This window comes from Soehngenia saccharolytica DSM 12858, assembly GCF_059568515.1.
In genome coordinates this window covers 134,343-151,361 of record NZ_JCANTN010000001.1, presented here as the reverse complement: position 1 = coordinate 151,361, position 17,019 = coordinate 134,343, and the positions used below count along the sequence as shown (strand labels likewise).

Annotated in this window: 18 protein-coding genes and 1 pseudogene; all 19 read left to right on the top strand. The window is 30.5% G+C overall.

Annotated features, from left to right (window positions below; translation table 11 throughout):
• The coding region (locus BO51_RS00755; RefSeq protein WP_496483088.1) for a DegT/DnrJ/EryC1/StrS family aminotransferase at positions 1 to 888 on the top strand (888 nt) is incomplete at its 5' end.
• Position 889: 1 nt separating this feature from the next.
• The gene (locus BO51_RS00750; RefSeq protein WP_496483087.1) at positions 890 to 1,579 is read left to right on the top strand and encodes a sugar transferase; all 690 of its coding nucleotides are present in this window, start codon (positions 890 to 892) and stop codon (positions 1,577 to 1,579) included.
• Positions 1,576 to 1,725 (top strand): PglD-related sugar-binding protein, encoded by a 150-nt coding sequence (locus BO51_RS00745; protein ID WP_496483086.1) that lies wholly within the window; start codon positions 1,576 to 1,578, stop codon positions 1,723 to 1,725. Before BO51_RS00750 ends, BO51_RS00745 begins: the two co-directional genes overlap by 4 nt.
• A complete protein-coding gene (locus BO51_RS00740) occupies positions 1,685 to 2,203 on the top strand; it encodes an acetyltransferase (RefSeq protein WP_496483085.1) in 519 nt (172 codons plus the stop codon). Before BO51_RS00745 ends, BO51_RS00740 begins: the two co-directional genes overlap by 41 nt.
• 14 nt (positions 2,204 to 2,217) lie before the next feature.
• Positions 2,218 to 3,339, top strand: coding sequence for a glycosyltransferase family 4 protein (locus tag BO51_RS00735; RefSeq protein WP_496483084.1), 1,122 nt, complete (start codon positions 2,218 to 2,220; stop codon positions 3,337 to 3,339).
• 6 nt (positions 3,340 to 3,345) lie between these two features.
• Positions 3,346 to 4,455, top strand: coding sequence for a glycosyltransferase (locus BO51_RS00730; RefSeq protein ID WP_496483083.1), 1,110 nt, complete (start codon positions 3,346 to 3,348; stop codon positions 4,453 to 4,455).
• Positions 4,456 to 5,170: 715 nt separating this feature from the next.
• The gene (locus BO51_RS00725; RefSeq protein ID WP_496483082.1) at positions 5,171 to 6,457 is read left to right on the top strand and encodes a hypothetical protein; all 1,287 of its coding nucleotides are present in this window, start codon (positions 5,171 to 5,173) and stop codon (positions 6,455 to 6,457) included.
• Between the two features lie 1,041 nt (positions 6,458 to 7,498).
• A complete protein-coding gene (locus tag BO51_RS00720) occupies positions 7,499 to 7,630 on the top strand; it encodes a hypothetical protein (RefSeq protein WP_496483081.1) in 132 nt (43 codons plus the stop codon).
• A gap of 129 nt (positions 7,631 to 7,759) precedes the next feature.
• Complete coding sequence (locus tag BO51_RS00715; protein WP_496483091.1) at positions 7,760 to 7,906, top strand: IS110 family transposase; 147 nt, start codon at positions 7,760 to 7,762, stop codon at positions 7,904 to 7,906.
• 350 nt (positions 7,907 to 8,256) lie between these two features.
• Complete coding sequence (locus BO51_RS00710; protein WP_496483080.1) at positions 8,257 to 8,424, top strand: hypothetical protein; 168 nt, start codon at positions 8,257 to 8,259, stop codon at positions 8,422 to 8,424.
• A pseudogene (locus BO51_RS00705) lies at positions 8,420 to 8,545 on the top strand (IS110 family transposase); the annotation flags it as partial. The gene BO51_RS00710 and the pseudogene BO51_RS00705, both read left to right, overlap by 5 nt.
• 3 nt (positions 8,546 to 8,548) lie before the next feature.
• The gene (locus BO51_RS00700; RefSeq protein ID WP_496483079.1) at positions 8,549 to 8,725 is read left to right on the top strand and encodes a hypothetical protein; all 177 of its coding nucleotides are present in this window, start codon (positions 8,549 to 8,551) and stop codon (positions 8,723 to 8,725) included.
• Between the two features lie 444 nt (positions 8,726 to 9,169).
• Positions 9,170 to 10,132, top strand: coding sequence for a glycosyltransferase family 2 protein (locus BO51_RS00695; RefSeq protein WP_496483078.1), 963 nt, complete (start codon positions 9,170 to 9,172; stop codon positions 10,130 to 10,132).
• On the top strand, positions 10,107 to 11,246 hold the full coding sequence (locus BO51_RS00690) for a polysaccharide pyruvyl transferase family protein (protein WP_496483077.1): 1,140 nt from the start codon (positions 10,107 to 10,109) through the stop codon (positions 11,244 to 11,246). Before BO51_RS00695 ends, BO51_RS00690 begins: the two co-directional genes overlap by 26 nt.
• Before the next feature lie 11 nt (positions 11,247 to 11,257).
• Positions 11,258 to 12,460: a Coenzyme F420 hydrogenase/dehydrogenase, beta subunit C-terminal domain gene (locus BO51_RS00685; protein ID WP_496483076.1), complete on the top strand. Its 1,203-nt coding sequence runs from the start codon at positions 11,258 to 11,260 to the stop codon at positions 12,458 to 12,460.
• A 112-nt stretch (positions 12,461 to 12,572) separates the two neighbouring features.
• Complete coding sequence (locus tag BO51_RS00680) at positions 12,573 to 14,456, top strand: sigma 54-interacting transcriptional regulator (protein WP_496483075.1); 1,884 nt, start codon at positions 12,573 to 12,575, stop codon at positions 14,454 to 14,456.
• A 135-nt stretch (positions 14,457 to 14,591) separates the two neighbouring features.
• Positions 14,592 to 14,894: a UxaA family hydrolase gene (locus BO51_RS00675; RefSeq protein WP_496483074.1), complete on the top strand. Its 303-nt coding sequence runs from the start codon at positions 14,592 to 14,594 to the stop codon at positions 14,892 to 14,894.
• Positions 14,891 to 16,048 (top strand): UxaA family hydrolase, encoded by a 1,158-nt coding sequence (locus BO51_RS00670; protein WP_496483073.1) that lies wholly within the window; start codon positions 14,891 to 14,893, stop codon positions 16,046 to 16,048. The genes BO51_RS00675 and BO51_RS00670 overlap by 4 nt, the downstream gene beginning before the upstream one ends.
• Positions 16,049 to 16,059: 11 nt before the next feature.
• The gene (locus BO51_RS00665) at positions 16,060 to 17,013 is read left to right on the top strand and encodes a 2-keto-3-deoxygluconate permease (RefSeq protein WP_496483072.1); all 954 of its coding nucleotides are present in this window, start codon (positions 16,060 to 16,062) and stop codon (positions 17,011 to 17,013) included.
• Positions 17,014 to 17,019: the final 6 nt, after the last annotated feature.

Below are 17,019 nucleotides of genomic sequence, written 5' to 3'. Positions count from 1 at the left end.
ACTTTTTCTGCTTCAGCAAATCCTATCATATATGAAAATGCTATACCAGTATTTATAGATAGTGATAAAAAAACTTGGAATATAGATCCAAATGTCTTAGAAAAAGCTATAAAAACACATCCAGATGCTAAGTACTTAGTATTAGTTCATTTATACGGTTTGTCTGCCGATTTAGATCCGATAGTAGAACTATGCAATAAACATGATATAACATTAATTGAAGATTCCGCAGAAGCTTTAGGAACAATGTATAAAGGCAAATATACTGGCACATTTGGGAAATATGGGGTTTTTAGCTTCAATGGAAATAAGATAATCACTACATCAGGTGGAGGAATGCTTGTAAGTGATAATGAAGAAAGAATTGCCAAGGTAAGATTTTGGGCTACTCAAGCTAGGGACAAGGCAAGACATTATCAACATAGTGAAATAGGCTTTAATTATAGAATGAGCAATATAGTAGCTGGTATAGGTAGAGGTCAGCTAAAAGTATTAGATAAAAGAGTAGCTAAGAAGAAATATATCTTTGAATACTATAAAAGAGAATTAGGCGAACTTGAAGGTATAGAATTCATGCCTATAAATGAGTGGAATGAGCCTAATTATTGGTTATCTTGTATAACATTAAATAACTGTCATTCTGAACGGAGTGAAGAATCTTATGTTTCACCATTAGATATTATGGAAGCATTAGAAAAAGAGAATATCGAATCAAGACCAATATGGAAACCAATGCATATGCAACCTTTCTTTAAAAAATATGATTATATAGGCGGAAATGTTAGCGAAAAATTGTTTACTACCGGGGTATGTTTACCATCAGACACAAAGATGACGGATGAAGATCTTGAAAGAGTATGTGGGATTATAAAGGGGCTGTGGAGTTAAGATGCAAACTGAAACCAAAAGGGATGATTTCTCTTCAAACTCTCCAACTGACCAACTGACCATCTCAAATGGCATATATAGAAGATATTTTAAAAGACCAATTGATTTTATATTATCTCTAATAGCACTAATAATATTAAGTCCACTATTAGTAATAGTTGCAATATTAGTTAGATTAAAATTGGGTTCTCCTGTCATCTTTAAGCAACAAAGGCCTGGATTAAATGAAAAAATATTTACAATATATAAATTTAGAACAATGACAGATGATAAAGACGAAAATGGGAATCTTCTCCCTGATAGTGAGAGACTAACACCATTCGGCAAATTTTTAAGATCTACATCTATAGATGAACTTCCGGAACTGTTTAATATTTTAAAAGGGGATATGAGCATAGTTGGTCCAAGACCACTGTTAGTTGAATATCTTCCATTGTACAATGCACATCAAAGACTAAGAAATAAAGTAAGGCCAGGGCTAACAGGACTAGCACAAGTAAATGGGAGAAATGCAATTACATGGGAAGAAAAGTTTGATTTAGATGTAAAATATGCAACAAATATTACACTCAAATTGGATATTATGATAATAATTCAAACAATTAGGAAAGTAATTATTAGAGAAGGAATAAATGCTAATGGTGAAAATCCTATGGAATTGTTTAAAGGGAATGCGGAGGTTAATAAATGAAAGACCTAATTATCATTGGAGCTGGGGGCTTTGGAAGAGAAGTTGCATGGCTTGTTGAAGAAATTAACAATAAACAACCAAAATGGAACATAGTAGGCTTTGTAGATGATAGTTTGTACGGAAAATACGAATATATATGGATATAAAGTATTAGGTAATGTTGATTGGTTAATGGATAAAAACTATTATTGTGTTATAGCAATTGGTGATTGTAACATTAAGAAACAAATATATGATAAATTAAAATTGACTGACAATAAGTTTGCCACACTTATACACCCAAATGTAATGCATTCAAAATATGTAGATTTAGGAGAAGGGTGTATAATTTGTGCAGGATCAATATTAACAGTTAACATACAAATTGGGAATCATGTAATAATTAATATAGATACAACCGTAGGCCATGATGTAATAATCAGAGATTTTAGTACCATATTACCAAGTGTAAATATCTCTGGTAATGTTACAATTGAAGAACAGGTGAATGTTGGCACAGGAACTGCAATTATTCAAGGTATTAATATTTGTGACAATGTAACCGTTGGGGCTGGCTCGGTTGTAATTAAAGATATAACTGAAACTGGGACTTATGTAGGAGTTCCTGCAAAAAGAATTAAATAAATAAGGAGAAAAAAATGTCTAAAATATTATTTGTAGCAACAGTTGATTCACATATAAAAACATTTCATATCCCTTATATTAAAATGCTAAAAGAAATGGGTAACCAAGTTGATGTTGCAAGCAATGGAGAAGAAAAGATACCATATACAGACAATAAATGGGAAATATCTTTCGAGAGAAGTCCATTTAAAAAACAAAATATAAAAGCATATCATGATTTGAAGAAAATAATCAAACAGAATAACTATGATCTAATCCATTGCCACACACCTGTTGGAGGCGTAATAGCTAGATTAGCAGCAAAAGAATATAGGAAAGACAAACTAAAAGTTATATATACTGCTCATGGATTTCATTTTTATAAAGGTGCACCACTAAAAAACTGGATAATATACTACTCAGTAGAAAAATGGCTTTCTAAATATACTGATTGCCTTATCACGATAAATGAAGAAGATTACAATATTGCTAAGGCAAAATTTAAAGCAAAAGAAGTGAAACTAGTAAATGGTGTTGGTATTGATTTAACAAAATTTAGTCCACAAACAACTGACAATAAAATTAAATTGAGAGAAAAATATGGATTTAATCAAAATGATTTTATATTATTTTATGCAGGAGAATTAAACTCGAATAAACATCAAGACTTTTTAATAGAAGTTGTTGGCAGATTAAAATCGAAAATTCCTAATATAAAATTATTGTTAGCTGGAAAAGGTATAAAGTTGAATGAATATAAGAGCTTAGTTGCTAAAATGAAATTAAATGATTCAATTTATTTTCTAGGATATAGAAATGATATAAATAGTTTATTGCAAATATCAGATGTTGCAGTATCTTCATCTAAAAGAGAAGGCCTCCCCGTAAATGTAATGGAGGCTATGGTTACAGGATTACCTCTTGTTGTGACAAATTGTAGAGGCAATCGAGATTTAGTAAAAAATGGAATTAATGGATATGTAGTAGACATTGATGATATTGAAGGGTTTGCTAATTCAATTTATAAAATTTATTCAGATGATACATTGTATAGAAAATTTAGTGAAGCTAGTTTAAATTTAATAAAGAGATATTCACTTGAAAATGTATCTAAAGATATGGAAGAAATATACACTAAGTATTTAACAGGAGAGTAGAAGAACATGAGGATACTTCATATAATCAACAACTTGGGATCAGGTGGAGCAGAACGATTAATTGCAGATTTATTACCCAGACTAAATAGTTATGATGAAATAGAATGTGAGCTGTTACTTTTAACCGATGAAAAAAATGTATTTGATAAAGAATTAATAAAAAATGGAATCAAAGTAAATGTGTTACAAAGGAGAAAAATATATAATCCACTCAATGCAATAGATATTGCTAAGTTTGTCAATAAAGGCAATTATGATATATTGCATGTTCATTTATTTCCATCACAATATTGGGTTGCTTTAGCAAAACCATTATTTAGGAATAAAAGTATAAAACTTGTGACAACTGAGCATAGTTCACATAATAGAAGAAGAGAAAAATCATATTTTAAGCATATTGATAAATACATTTATAGAAAATACGATAAAATAATCAGCATATCCGAGAAAACACAGGAAAATTTGATGAACTGGCTCAAGGTAAAAGAAAAGTGTAGAGATAAGTTTATAGTTATACATAATGGGATTGATATGGATAAATTTAGTAACGCTTTACCATATAAAAAAGAAGAAATAGTTAGCAAATTTAACGAAGAAACAAAGGTTATCACGATGGTTGCTAGATTTAGTGAAGCAAAAGATCAACCTACATTAATAAGAGCTATGAAAAAATTAAATTCAGATATTCACCTGGTTCTAGTTGGAGAAGGACCACTTTTAGAAGAATGTAAAAAGTTAACAAATGATTTAGGTATATCTGAACGAGTTCATTTTTTGGGATACAGAGAAGACGTAGCACGGATTATGAAAACATCTGATATAATAGTATTATCATCAAATTGGGAGGGTTTTGGCTTATCGGCAGCTGAAGGGATGGCATCTGGGAAACCTGTAATTGCAAGTAATGTTGATGGATTAAGAGAAATTGTAAGAGATGTTGGTTTGTTATTTGATACAGGGGATGAAAAAGAACTTAATAGATTGATAAAAGAGCTATTGGATAGGCAAGAGTATTATGTGAATGTAAGTGGTGAGTGTATAAAAAAAGCTCAAATGTATGATATTGAGAATATGATTAAAAAGATTTTATGTATATATAATAGCCTCTTCAGTTAATTTACAAAGAAATGACTACTACTAGCAAATATAATAGATAAAAGGTACTAACTTTGTTTCATCAATAATTTTATGATTGTCACTATAAACAAAAAAATTGAGTTAACTATCATGAAAGATAAGACTCATAACAGAATTTGTGGTAGAGTTGATAGACTTTTATAATATTAGATTACCGCGATTAATAAAATCTGAAAATAAATAATTTGAATATATGACTTGATATTTGTAAAAGAATGATCTCTAATGGTATGTAATAATGTGAAATATCCCGAGAAGCTGAGATATATGCCAGAATTCATTTTTTAGGCTTTCATAGAGATTTACCTAAAAAACTGAAGATTTTTAATATTGTTGTTTTATCTTTGTCTGAGAAGAATTGTGTTTATTCAGATTTTTAGAGATGTTAAATGTAAATCTACTGTAGCTAATTATTTGAGATGATTAAGAGAGGCAGCTTGAGATAAAGAGTTGATTTAAATTTATGGAATGATTAAGATTTTTAGACAAGATAGTAGAGACTTTTTTGGGAAATAATATAAACCTATTACTAGGAAAGTCATTAGGGAAGTAAATCATTGAACAAGAGATTCTTATATTCAGCATAGATAACAAAGTTAGAGAACCAATAAATTTAAATTGGACATATTTTAATAATATTTAGAGATATTAATATATTTTTTATCTCAATATTTATATTTGGGAGGACAGAAGATTGATAAAAAAAAACAAATCTAGAAATGCGAAGTTGATAAAATCATACATATATTTATATTTATTTTTTATATTTTATATGCCCCGTGTAAGTGATTTGTTAATTGGAGTTAAAATTGAAGTGTTTTCAGGTTTGCTTTTAATATTTATGTTAATACCGTGGATAACTACATGTAAATCTAAAGCTAGTCTTATTAAAGTTGATAAGAATATTTTTTTACTAATAATTGGAATATTTTTATCAGCATTATATTTTGCTATAAGAGCATCGTTAGATTCTTATGATATTCGAATAATGCAAAACTTGTTTATAGTTGTTCAAATATTTCATATTATTATAGCTATTGATTTTATGAAATATATTGGATTTGATAAATATGACATGATAAGAGTCTTACTAAACTTATCTTTATTACAAGGGTTTATTACAATTCTGATGATTTTATTTCCTTCTTTGAAGAATATTGCTTTGTCGTTGTATTATTTGAATCGTGAGGAAAATATATTTATATCTAGGATGAGGATATATGGCATAAGCGGAGATTATACATTTTTTACACCTATATATCACGGAATATTAGCTTCAACAGCTTTCTTTCTATCAATATTTAAAGACAGAAAGTACTTTGTTTACTTACCATTCATTCTTGTCACAATTTTATTAAATGGAAGATTTGGGTTGCTGATTTTCGGATTATCACCAATTGCAGTAGTACTACACTTTATTTTCAGAGGTAAAATATCATTTAAAATGATGCGAATATCCATTCTAACAATTATAATTATTATCCTAGGGATATTATCTTTAAGCATAATTTCTCCATTTACATATGATTGGATTGTAGGAGGAATTAAAGACACTATAAATTTAATTATATATAATGAAAAAACAGGGAATTATGTAGCTTTAGCGGGTTATTTTTTATCAGTACCAGAGGGATGGGGAATTATTTTTGGAGAAGGTTTTAGATTGTATGGTGGGCAAGGAACAATTATAGGCTATAATCCGTCAGATATTGGGTACGTAAATGATATGTTTATGGGGGGGATAATATATTTGTCTATTTTATATGGCTCGATAATACTATTTCTGCTCAGAAAGCCTATAATGAATAATCTTACAAGTAAATTTGACAATAATCTACATATGTTAATCTCAAAGTTTTTAGTAATTACGTTACTATTATCAAATTATAAGGGTGAGGTTATGCGAGGTGGTATAGTTCTTCTATTAGCGATATTTTTAAAAATTGTTATATCATATGAACCATACATTGAAGAGAAGTGAAAACAGCGATGAGATAGTTTCTGTGATTATACCAGTAATTAATGGTGAAGAGAGTATTTCTACTTTTTTAGACTCCTTATTTAAGCAAACATACTCATATATTGAGGTGTAATAATAGGCAATAGTAGTAAAGATGATATTAGCAAAGTTGTTCAAAAGTATACTTTCATAGTTGATAGATTCGAATATTATTATCAGACAAATGGAAGTGTTTCAGCAGATAGAGATCAAAGTTTAAATTTTTCACGATTGAAATATATTTGTTTCTAGATTCAGATGATTTCTATCAAATCTCTTTTATGGGAAAAATGTTTAAATATATAGAGAAGGTATATGCTGAAGCATGCTGTTGTTGATATAATACTGTTAGTCCCATATGAAAAATTAAATAAATACTAAGTTTAAATCAGCAGATATTCTAGTTGACTGCATTTTGGTGGGAACAGCAATTCATACAACTGAATGGATGATAAAAAATGTATTTAAGAAAAAATTAATGCAAAATTTCAAAAAAAAAGAGTATCACGAAATGATGCTTTTGAGTACTTTTGTGAAATTTTGGCTAGCACAAAAGGCTAACATTCGTAAAAGACTATTTAACAAATCATAGAATAGATTTTTATTATAATCGCCTTTCAACATTTAGCATCAATAAATTCGATATTGATTTTAAGCTGATTCAGCGAATAATTAACAATACAATAACAAATAAAACTGCTTCTGCCGAAAAGACATTAATAAAATATAGATTTTCTGCTCTCTTGAATATAGGCAATTAATAGCTGTTAAAAATAATGTAGGTGAAAAGAAATTTTAAATTATTATAAAAAAATACGAAATTATTGAATAAGAATAGTTGGAATAATAATATTATAAGTTTTAATTTGAAGTTAAGTAAGGTGAAATTATAAAAATTATGGGAATTATCAATAAAACTATATAACTTTCTGTGATATGGTGAAAATAGAAAACTACACAAATAAATTAAAGTATAATTATAATTGAAAGAAAACAATTTCTCAATTTAAAGGAGGATTCACTGTGAATTACAAACAAAATGCAAGATTGAATCTATTAACAGATGAAACTTTAATTGTTGGAGTTGACATAGCAAAAGAATTTTATGAGCAAGAGCACAAGATATTAGAAGGTTTAACTGGGGGAAACGATTAAATTTATTAATTCAATCTCGGGATATCTAGAGTTTGAGAATGGGATCAACGAAATCAAATTATCCGAAAATAAAAGTCATGTGATTAGTGGCATGGAACCTACTGGACATTACTGGCTAAATATAGCTAGATATTTAAAGATAATGATTATACTGTTGTTACAGTAAATTCAATGCATGTAAAGAATCCGAAGGAGTTTGCTGATAATAATCAAACAAAAACAGATAAAAAAGATACTAAAATCATCGCTCAATTAATCAAGGATGCTAGATACTAAAAGCTAAATCTACTAGAAGGAGAATATGAAGAGTTTAGGAATGCGAAGAATTTGAGGCGGACAGTAGTTAAGGATTTAACCCGTACTAAAAATCAAATACATAATTGGCTTGATATTTATTTTCCTGAATATAAAGTAGCATATGTAAATTGGGAATCAAAATCCTTTATCACAATAATAAAGCAACATAGCCTTCCATCTGAAATTGTAAAATTATCTCCAAATCAAATATATGAAATGTTGTCTTTAAAAATGAGAATGGGTGTGGGGATTGCAAGATAGAAAAGCTCGTAATAGGAAGCAAAAGAAGTATAGGTATAAAAGAAGGACATTCATTCGCAAAACTAGAATTGAAATTTCTTTTAGATAAATATGAAGGCCGTATAAATAAAATTGAAGAAATATATGATTGCATAACTAAGCTTTGCAATCAATTAGATGAAATAAAGAAGATAGTGCAAATTAAGGGCATTGGTCTTCTAACAGCAAGCGGCATAGTTGCAAAACTAGGATATTAGACAATACAAAAATCCAAAGCAAATTATAAAGATTGCAGGTCTTTCTTTAATAGAAAATAGCTCTAGGGAAAAGAAACTACAAACATCAACAATCAAAAAATGGTGCAAAGATCTTCGGAGATTATTGTATCAAGTAATACTCGGTATAATAAGAACAAATATTGCATTTAAAGAAAGGTATATCTACTATACCACAAGGCGAAAAAATCAGCTTACTGGGAAACATGCTATAATAGCACTATGCAGGAAATTATTAAGAATAATTCATACAGTAATTGTAAAAGAGATCGATTATGATTGAAGTAAAATGATGTCACAAATAAAAATCTAGAGGAGTTTTTAAATCTAGCTGTTTAATCCTATATTCTTCAGAGATTAAATTACTTATGAATTACTAGTCTTAAAGATTCTATTTGAAAATCTAGCTAAGATAGAATCAAAATTTACAAACTAAAATAATATAAAATATCGAAAGTGGCAATCCTTTAATTCCTCCATTAGGGTATAATCCTGTATACGAGCATGGCGGGACTCACATATAGATTAAGTTGGGCGAAGGAAGTTTGGGAGATAAATCCTGTTAAAAAGAAGCGAAAAGTTACTGTTAAAAAATATATATGTTACTTTTATTAAGTGAGGATTAAAATAGATATGAGCGTATTTTACTTTAAACAATCTATGAAAACAATAAAAATTTAAACACTAGTATTGAAAAATAATACTTGATTTAAAGAAGGGTGATTAAATGTCAAATGATAGTAAAGCAATTATTAGCATAATAATACCAGCTTACAATGCTGAAAAGACAATAAAAGACACAATTAATTCTGTTCAACAACAAACTTTTGATCAATTTGAAGCTATAATAGTAAATGATGGCAGTAAAGACCACACAGAAGAAATAGTAAAAGAAATAATTTCATATGATAATAGAATTAAATATTTTTTTCAAGAGAATTCAGGCGTTGCAGCAGCAAGAAATGCTGGGATATCTAATGCTACTGGAGACTACATATGCTTTCTAGACTCAGATGATTATTATGATAAATATTATTTAGAGAAGATGTATAAACAAATTATTGCCGAAGGAAGTGATATTTGCTATTGTGGCTATAATTTAATAAATGGTTCAGTTAAAAAGTGTAAGTCAAATTTTGGAACAAATGAATTACTGAAAAATTTTATACTAGGTAGAACAAGAATACATATATCATGTTTATTAATAAAAAAAGATTTTTTAAAAAAACAAAGCTTATTATTCCCTCTAGGTGTGCAATGGGGAGAAGATTTTGAATTCATCTGTTTATTATTATCAACAAAAGCAAAAATATCTTTTGTAAATGATTATCTATCGTATTATAGAGTTTCACATGATGAGAAACAGCTTTCAAGTTTTTCATTAGACAAAATAGATCTCGATTTCCATTCGATAAATCGACTTCTGTTAGAAGATCGAATTAATAAAAATACTGATATACTAGATGCTTTAATAAAATATAGGCTTAGAGCTCTGATAATTTATAGACTTTGCGATGCGGTAAATAGAAAGGCAAATAGTAAAGATATTATTGAATATTTCAATAAGTATAAAATCTATTTCAATGAAAAATATTACGGAAACGGATTACGAAGTTTAAAGTTAGAATTATATACTTTAAAGTTAAAACGATGGATGAAAAATTATGAAAGAAGGAAGTATAATGACTAAAGTAGGTATTATCACAATAATTGATTACAATAATTATGGAAACAGGTTACAAAACTATGCAGTTCAAGAGACTGTTAAATCTTTAGGGTATGATCCAATTACAATCATTAATTTTCCAACTTCAAGTAATAAAAACATTATAAAGAGAATTCAAAATAAAACTTTAAAAGATATTTTTAAATTTGGAATTATTAAAGCTAAAAACACATTATTAACAAATAAATATTCAGAAATCCAAAAACAAAGAATTGAAAATTTTAAAGTATGGAGTAATAAATACATAAATGAAACTGATTATATGATCAATAAAGATTTTTGTGATGTACGAGAAGAAGATTTTTCATGTTTTTTAGCTGGAAGTGATCAAATATGGAATCCAAACTTTAGAAGTGGATTTTGTGTTGACTTTCTAAAATTTGCTCCTATTGAGAAAAGAGTTGCGTATGCTCCTAGTTTTGGAATTGAAACTATTCCTGACCAATATGTGTCTATTTATAAAGAATGGCTTAGTGAATTTAAGGCACTTTCAGTAAGAGAGAAATCTGGAGCTGATATTATATTTGAATTAACAGGTAGAAAAGCGGAAATTTTATTAGACCCAACTTTAACTTTAAATAAAGAAAGTTGGATAGAAATATCTTGCAATGGTGAAATTCTACCTGAGAAAGATTTCATTATGACATATTTTCTTGGAGAAATGGACAATAATGTGAAAAAATATATAAATAAGATAGCAGAAGAAAATAATCTAGAAATTATAAACTTTGGGGATGTAAAAAATAAAGATACATATATATTAGACCCAAGTTCATTTATTGCACATATTAGAGAAGCAAAAATCATATTTACTGATTCATTTCATGGGGTTGCATTTTCGATTATATTTAATAAACCCTTCTTAGTTTTCGAGAGACTTAGTGAGGGGCCATCAATGTACACGAGGATCGATAATATCCTTAGTATATTTGGATTGCAATTTAGAGAATTCAAGGGAAATTATGATATTGATGATATTTTAAACGTAGATTATTCTGCTGTAAATGATATTTTAGAACACGAAAGACAACGTTCAATAAATTATTTACAGAAAGCTTTAGATTCTACTAGGAATTAGTGGGTGATAATATGATAGAAGATAAACTAACAAATAAGAATTTGTGTACTGGTTGTCATGCATGCATGAATATTTGTCCTCAAGATTGTGTTGAAATGAAATTTGATGAAGAAGGGTTTTTATACCCTAGAGTTAATATAGAATATTGCATTCAATGTAATAAATGCGTAAATATTTGTCCTTCACTTAAAAAATTGCCTGAGGCAATGGGTAACGAAATGTTAATAGCTTATGCATGCCAAGCAAAAGATGATAAAATAAGGTTAATTAGCTCTTCGGGAGGCATATTCTCTTTAATTGCTCAAGAAGTTATAAGTAATGAAGGAATAGTATTTGGAGCAGGTTTTGATAAAGAATTTAATCTTAAACACTTTTATTCTGATGATATGAATGTAATTTTAGATAAGTTTACTGGCTCAAAATATGTTCAAAGCAACATTGGTACTACATATAAGCAAGTTAAAGATTTTTTAGATAATGATCGTTTGGTCTTGTTTACTGGCACTCCATGTCAAGTAGCTGGACTAAAAAGTTATCTTGGTAAAGACTACGATAACTTAGTTTGTGTAGATTTAGTTTGTCATGGTGTTCCATCGCCATTTATGTGGAATAAATATAAAGAATACAGGGAAAGAGAAGCAAAATCAACAGCTAAGAGAATCTCTTTCAGACATAAGAAATATGGATGGAAGAGATACTCTGTATTATTTGAGTTTGCAAATAATACAGAGTATCTCCATACATTAGATAAAGATATGTACATGAGAGCATTTCTAAAAGACATAGCACTAAGACCATCGTGTTATAACTGCAAGTTTAAAGGATATAAAAGATATAGTGACATGACTCTAGCTGATTTCTGGGGCATAGAAGAAGTAACTGATTCATTTAAGGATGATTTAGGGACTTCACTAATAACATTGAACAGTCTTAAAGGCAAAAAAATATTTGAAACTTTAAATGACAGTGTGAAATCCGAAGAAGTGGATATAAAAAAAGCCCTAGAATATAATAAAGCTGCTCTAAAGTCAGCAGAAAAACACCCTTCAAGAGATGAATTCATGAATAGATTAAAGACAATGGAATTCGATGAATTGGTCGATTTGTACTGTAAAGATTCTTTTTCTTTGAGATTAAAATCAGTTATGATAAATTTACTTATTAAAACAAATACTTTTAATCTAGCAAAGAAAGTTCTGAAACGTAATAATTGATGACATATATTCATATCAATTCATCACAAAAATCCCTAATAAATATAGGGGTTTTTATTATTTTCTCCCATCATTTGATATAATACATATAGTATGTGAAAGTGGTGATTTAATGAAAGATATAGTGATTATTGCTCCTTTTATGGAGCTTTATGAGCTGGCGAATAAAGTAGTTGAAGATAAAAACTATGAAGATGTAGAAGTTATTTTTGGAGATTTGAGTCAAGGTGTGGTTGAGGCGAAAAAAGCTGTAAAAGAAGGTGCAAAGATAATCATATCTAGAGGTGGAACATACAGCATGATAAAAAAAGAGGTAGATATACCTGTTGTTGAGATTGCTGTGACTTCTTTTGATTTATTGAGAGGCTTCATTGAGCTTAAAGACTACAAAGGCAAGATCGGGCTTGTAGGTTATGGCAATGTAATATGGGGTTCGGATTTAATTAGCGAATTGCTAAATCTAGATATTGTAAAGATTGAGATAAATAAAGAAGAAAAAGCTGAAGAAGTCATAAAACCATACATTGACCAAGGTATAAGAGTGTTTGTCGGAGATACCATAGGAAGCAGAGTCAGCAGTAAGATGAATTGCAAAAGTTATGTGATTAAAACAGGGATAGATTCGCTTATCAGCGCTATTAAAGATGCACAAAGAGTGCTTATGCTGTCCAAGGCTGAACAAGAGAGAAATGAGAGGTTTAGAGCAATTGTTGATTTTGTACACGATGGCATAATCTCTATAGATGAAGATGAAAAAATAACTCTTGTAAATAACAAGGCTAAAGAAATGTTTAAGCTTGAGGAAAATGTAATTGGGATGAAAATTAAAGATGTCATACCATCTACTAGATTAGATCAAGTTTTAAAAAATAAGACAGCTGAGTTGGGCAAATTGCAAGATGTGAATGGTTTAAAAATTGCAACCAATAGGGTGCCAATCATTGTTGATAAAAAAGTAAAAGGAGTCGTAGCTACATTCAATGATGTAACTGAACTGCAAGAACTAGAAAACAATCTAAGGATGATGCTGTCAAATAAAGGATTTGTGGCTAAATACAATTTTTCAGATATAGTATATCAAAGTGAAATCATGAGAAACGCTATAGATATAGCTAAAAGATATGCTAAATACGATTCGCCAATTCTAATAACAGGATCTACTGGAGTAGGCAAAGAGCTATTTTCGCAGAGCATTCATAACTTCAGTGTGAGAAATAAAGGGCCTTTTGTAGCTATCAATTGTGCAGCATTGCCAGCTAACTTGATAGAAAGCGAGCTGTTCGGATATGTTGAGGGTGCATTTACCGGAGCAAGGAAGAAAGGAAAGCCAGGGCTGTTTGAGTTAGCGCATAAAGGCACGATTTTTTTAGATGAAATTAGCGAGCTGCCGATCGAACTTCAAGGAAGGTTGTTGAGGATTTTACAAGAAAAAGAGGTTATGAGAATTGGAGATGATAAAGTCCTTCCTGTCGATGTGAGAATTATATGCGGAACAAATAGAAATTTAAAGGAATTGGTACATGATGGCAAGTTTAGAAAAGATCTGTATTATAGAATCAACATATTGCCTCTTAATATACCGGATTTAAAAGAAAGAAGAAAAGATATAGTTGTATTATCTAAGCACTTTTTGGAGAAGTACTCTAAAAAGTACCATAAAAATATACGGTTCATCAATGACGATTGTTTGAATTACTTGCTTGATTATGATTACCAGGGGAATGTAAGAGAACTAGAAGCAATGATAGAGAGAGCTTGTATATTGACAGATACTGATGAAATAGATCTGACTCATATATGCGTGGAAAGTACAGACAAAGACTTAATTAGCGAAGAAAAAAGCGATAAATTTGTAGTCGACGAATATCTTAATTTAGAAGAGCTTAACAAGGAATACATGAAATACGTACTTTCTTCTAAAAATGGAAGTGTTAAGGAAGCTTCAAAAATACTCGGGGTAGATAGGACTACGATATGGAGAAAATTAAAAGAATAGTGTTATTTTAAAACATGTATGTTGCAAACTGCAACCTATATGTTTTTTTATTTTTATGATCCTCTTAATTTCAATATGCACTGATTGGCACGATAATTGCAATAATATATTGCAAAAATAAAAGGTGGTGTTTATATGTTAAAATTGGCAGTGGTTGCTCATAAAGATGACAATGTAGCTACTACAGTAAAAGATTTGTCGAAAGGAGAAAACGTTTTAGTGGATATCTTTGGAACTGAAAAGAATATCACGCTAAAAGAAGACATTCCATTTGGGCATAAGTTCGCTATAAAGGACATAAAAAAAGGTGAGGAGATTTTCAAATATGGCGAAGAAATAGGGCAAGCGACACAAGACATAGAAGAAGGAGAATACGTTCATGTACACAATGTAGTCAGTGAAAGAGGAAGAGGAGATTTGGAGGTTGATGCAAAATGAAATTAGAAGGATATAGAAGAGAAGATGGAAAAGTAGGTATAAGAAATCATTTGCTTATCATACCCGCATCAGTTTGTGCAAGTGAAGTTGCTAAGGCGATATCAGAGAGAGTAAATGGAGCGGTGTACATACCAAATCAACACGGGTGTTGTCAAATCGGCCCTGACTTAGAGTTAACTACAAAAGTACTTGTAAATTTTGGGAAAAATCCAAATGTAGGCGCTGCATTGGTTGTTGGATTGGGCTGTGAAGGGGTACCTACAAAAAAGGTAAGTGAAGAAATAGCTAAGACTGGGAAAATGGTTGATTATGTTGTCATACAAGAAAACAAGGGGACTGTAAATACTATAGCAGTTGGTGTAAAAAAAGCGAGAGAGATGGCTGAAAAATTGAGTTTGATGAAAAAAGAAGAGATTGATATATCAGAGATTACCATTGGGATAGAATGCGGTGGATCTGACACTACTTCTGGTCTTGCATCAAATCCAGCTGTAGGGTATGTGTCAGATAAATTAGTGGATTTAAATGGGACATCTATATTTTCTGAAACAACTGAATTTATTGGAGCAGAACATATATTAGCAAAGAGGGCTAGAAATGAAGAAGTAGCTCAAAAAATCATGAAGATAGTGCTGGATTGTGAGAAAAAAGCAAATACTATGGGAGTTGATTTAAGGAGTGGGCAACCCACACCAGGAAATATTGAGGGCGGATTAACTACTATCGAAGAAAAATCATTAGGTTGCATTTATAAAGGTGGTACGAGAACAATTGAAGATGTATTAGCATATGGAGATATGCCAAGTGGCAAAGGATTGTATATAATGGATACTCCAGGACAAGATATTGAATCAATCACGGGAATGCTTGCAGGTGGAGCTGTTCTTATAATATTTACCACAGGCAGAGGAACTCCTACAGGCTCAGCTATTGCACCGGTTATAAAAGTGTGCGGAAACCCAGAGTCTTATGAAAGAATGAAAGATAATATAGATGTAAATGCTGGGACAATCATTGACGGAACAAAGACAATTTCAGATGTAGGAGAAGAAATATATTCTCAAATGCTAGAAGTAATTAACGGAAAATTCACTAAAGCAGAATCACTTAATCACAGAGAGTTTGGCATATATAAGATGATATCTACATTTTAGGAGGGTAAGGGATGAAAATTTTAAAAAACATTCAAAAAATACCTGGTGGATTGATGGTTGTTCCACTGCTATTAGGCGCTACTATCAATACTCTCACACCACAAGCATTAGAAATAGGAGGTTTTACTACAGCTTTATTTAAAAATAGTGCAACTGCGTTGATTGCTTTGTTTGTATTGTGCAACGGTGCTCAGATAAATGTAAAGCAAGCAGGAAAACCTTTGTATAAAGGTGTAGTTTTAACAGCAGTCAAATTTATAGTAGGCGCTGTCATAGGGTGGTTTGTAGGTAAGACTTATGGCAATGCCGGAGTATTGGGGCTTACGCCGTTAGCATTAGTTGGAGCTATCACAAATTCAAACGGAGGGCTTTATGCTGCATTAGCAGGGCAATATGGAGATTCGACAGATGTAGGTGCAATATCTATATTGTCATTAAATGACGGACCTTTCTTTACAATGCTTGCCTTTGGCATAACTGGACTAGCACAAATACCTTTTATGGCATTTATAGCTGTATTAGTTCCAATAGCCATAGGATTTATATTGGGAAATTTAGATGAAGATTTAAGAGAATTTTTAGGGAAGGGCACAACTTTATTGATACCGTTTTTTGCTTTTCCATTGGGTGCTGCATTGGACTTTAGAACTATAATTGAAGCAGGATTGCCAGGACTGGTATTGGGTGTTATGGTTACAGTACTGACAGGGCTTGCAGGGTATTTTGCATCAGGATTATTTGGAGAAAGAAAAGCAGTCGGAGCAGCTATAGGTACTACAGCTGGAAATGCAGTTGGTACGCCTGCGGCATTAGCATTAGCTGACCCAAGTCTTGAAGCATATGTGGCTACATCAACAGCTCAGATAGCTGCCGCTGTCATAGTCACTGCGATTTTATGTCCACTGTTAGTGTCTTATCTTGATAAGAGAAAGATAAAAAAACAAGAGGCTCTTGTTAATAACTAAAGGTGG

Bases quoted from the DNA above. Each gene is read 5' to 3' on its own strand.
- BO51_RS00750 (WP_496483087.1), top strand. From the start codon at position 890: ATGCAAACTGAAACCAAAAGGGATGATTTCTCTTCAAACTCTCCAACT.
- BO51_RS00745 (WP_496483086.1), top strand. From the start codon at position 1,576: ATGAAAGACCTAATTATCATTGGAGCTGGGGGCTTTGGAAGAGAAGTT.
- BO51_RS00740 (WP_496483085.1), top strand. From the start codon at position 1,685: ATGATAGTTTGTACGGAAAATACGAATATATATGGATATAAAGTATTA.
- BO51_RS00735 (WP_496483084.1), top strand. From the start codon at position 2,218: ATGTCTAAAATATTATTTGTAGCAACAGTTGATTCACATATAAAAACA.
- BO51_RS00730 (WP_496483083.1), top strand. From the start codon at position 3,346: ATGAGGATACTTCATATAATCAACAACTTGGGATCAGGTGGAGCAGAA.
- BO51_RS00695 (WP_496483078.1), top strand. From the start codon at position 9,170: ATGTCAAATGATAGTAAAGCAATTATTAGCATAATAATACCAGCTTAC.
- BO51_RS00690 (WP_496483077.1), top strand. From the start codon at position 10,107: ATGAAAGAAGGAAGTATAATGACTAAAGTAGGTATTATCACAATAATT.
- BO51_RS00685 (WP_496483076.1), top strand. From the start codon at position 11,258: ATGATAGAAGATAAACTAACAAATAAGAATTTGTGTACTGGTTGTCAT.
- BO51_RS00680 (WP_496483075.1), top strand. From the start codon at position 12,573: ATGAAAGATATAGTGATTATTGCTCCTTTTATGGAGCTTTATGAGCTG.
- BO51_RS00675 (WP_496483074.1), top strand. From the start codon at position 14,592: ATGTTAAAATTGGCAGTGGTTGCTCATAAAGATGACAATGTAGCTACT.
- BO51_RS00670 (WP_496483073.1), top strand. From the start codon at position 14,891: ATGAAATTAGAAGGATATAGAAGAGAAGATGGAAAAGTAGGTATAAGA.
- BO51_RS00665 (WP_496483072.1), top strand. From the start codon at position 16,060: ATGAAAATTTTAAAAAACATTCAAAAAATACCTGGTGGATTGATGGTT.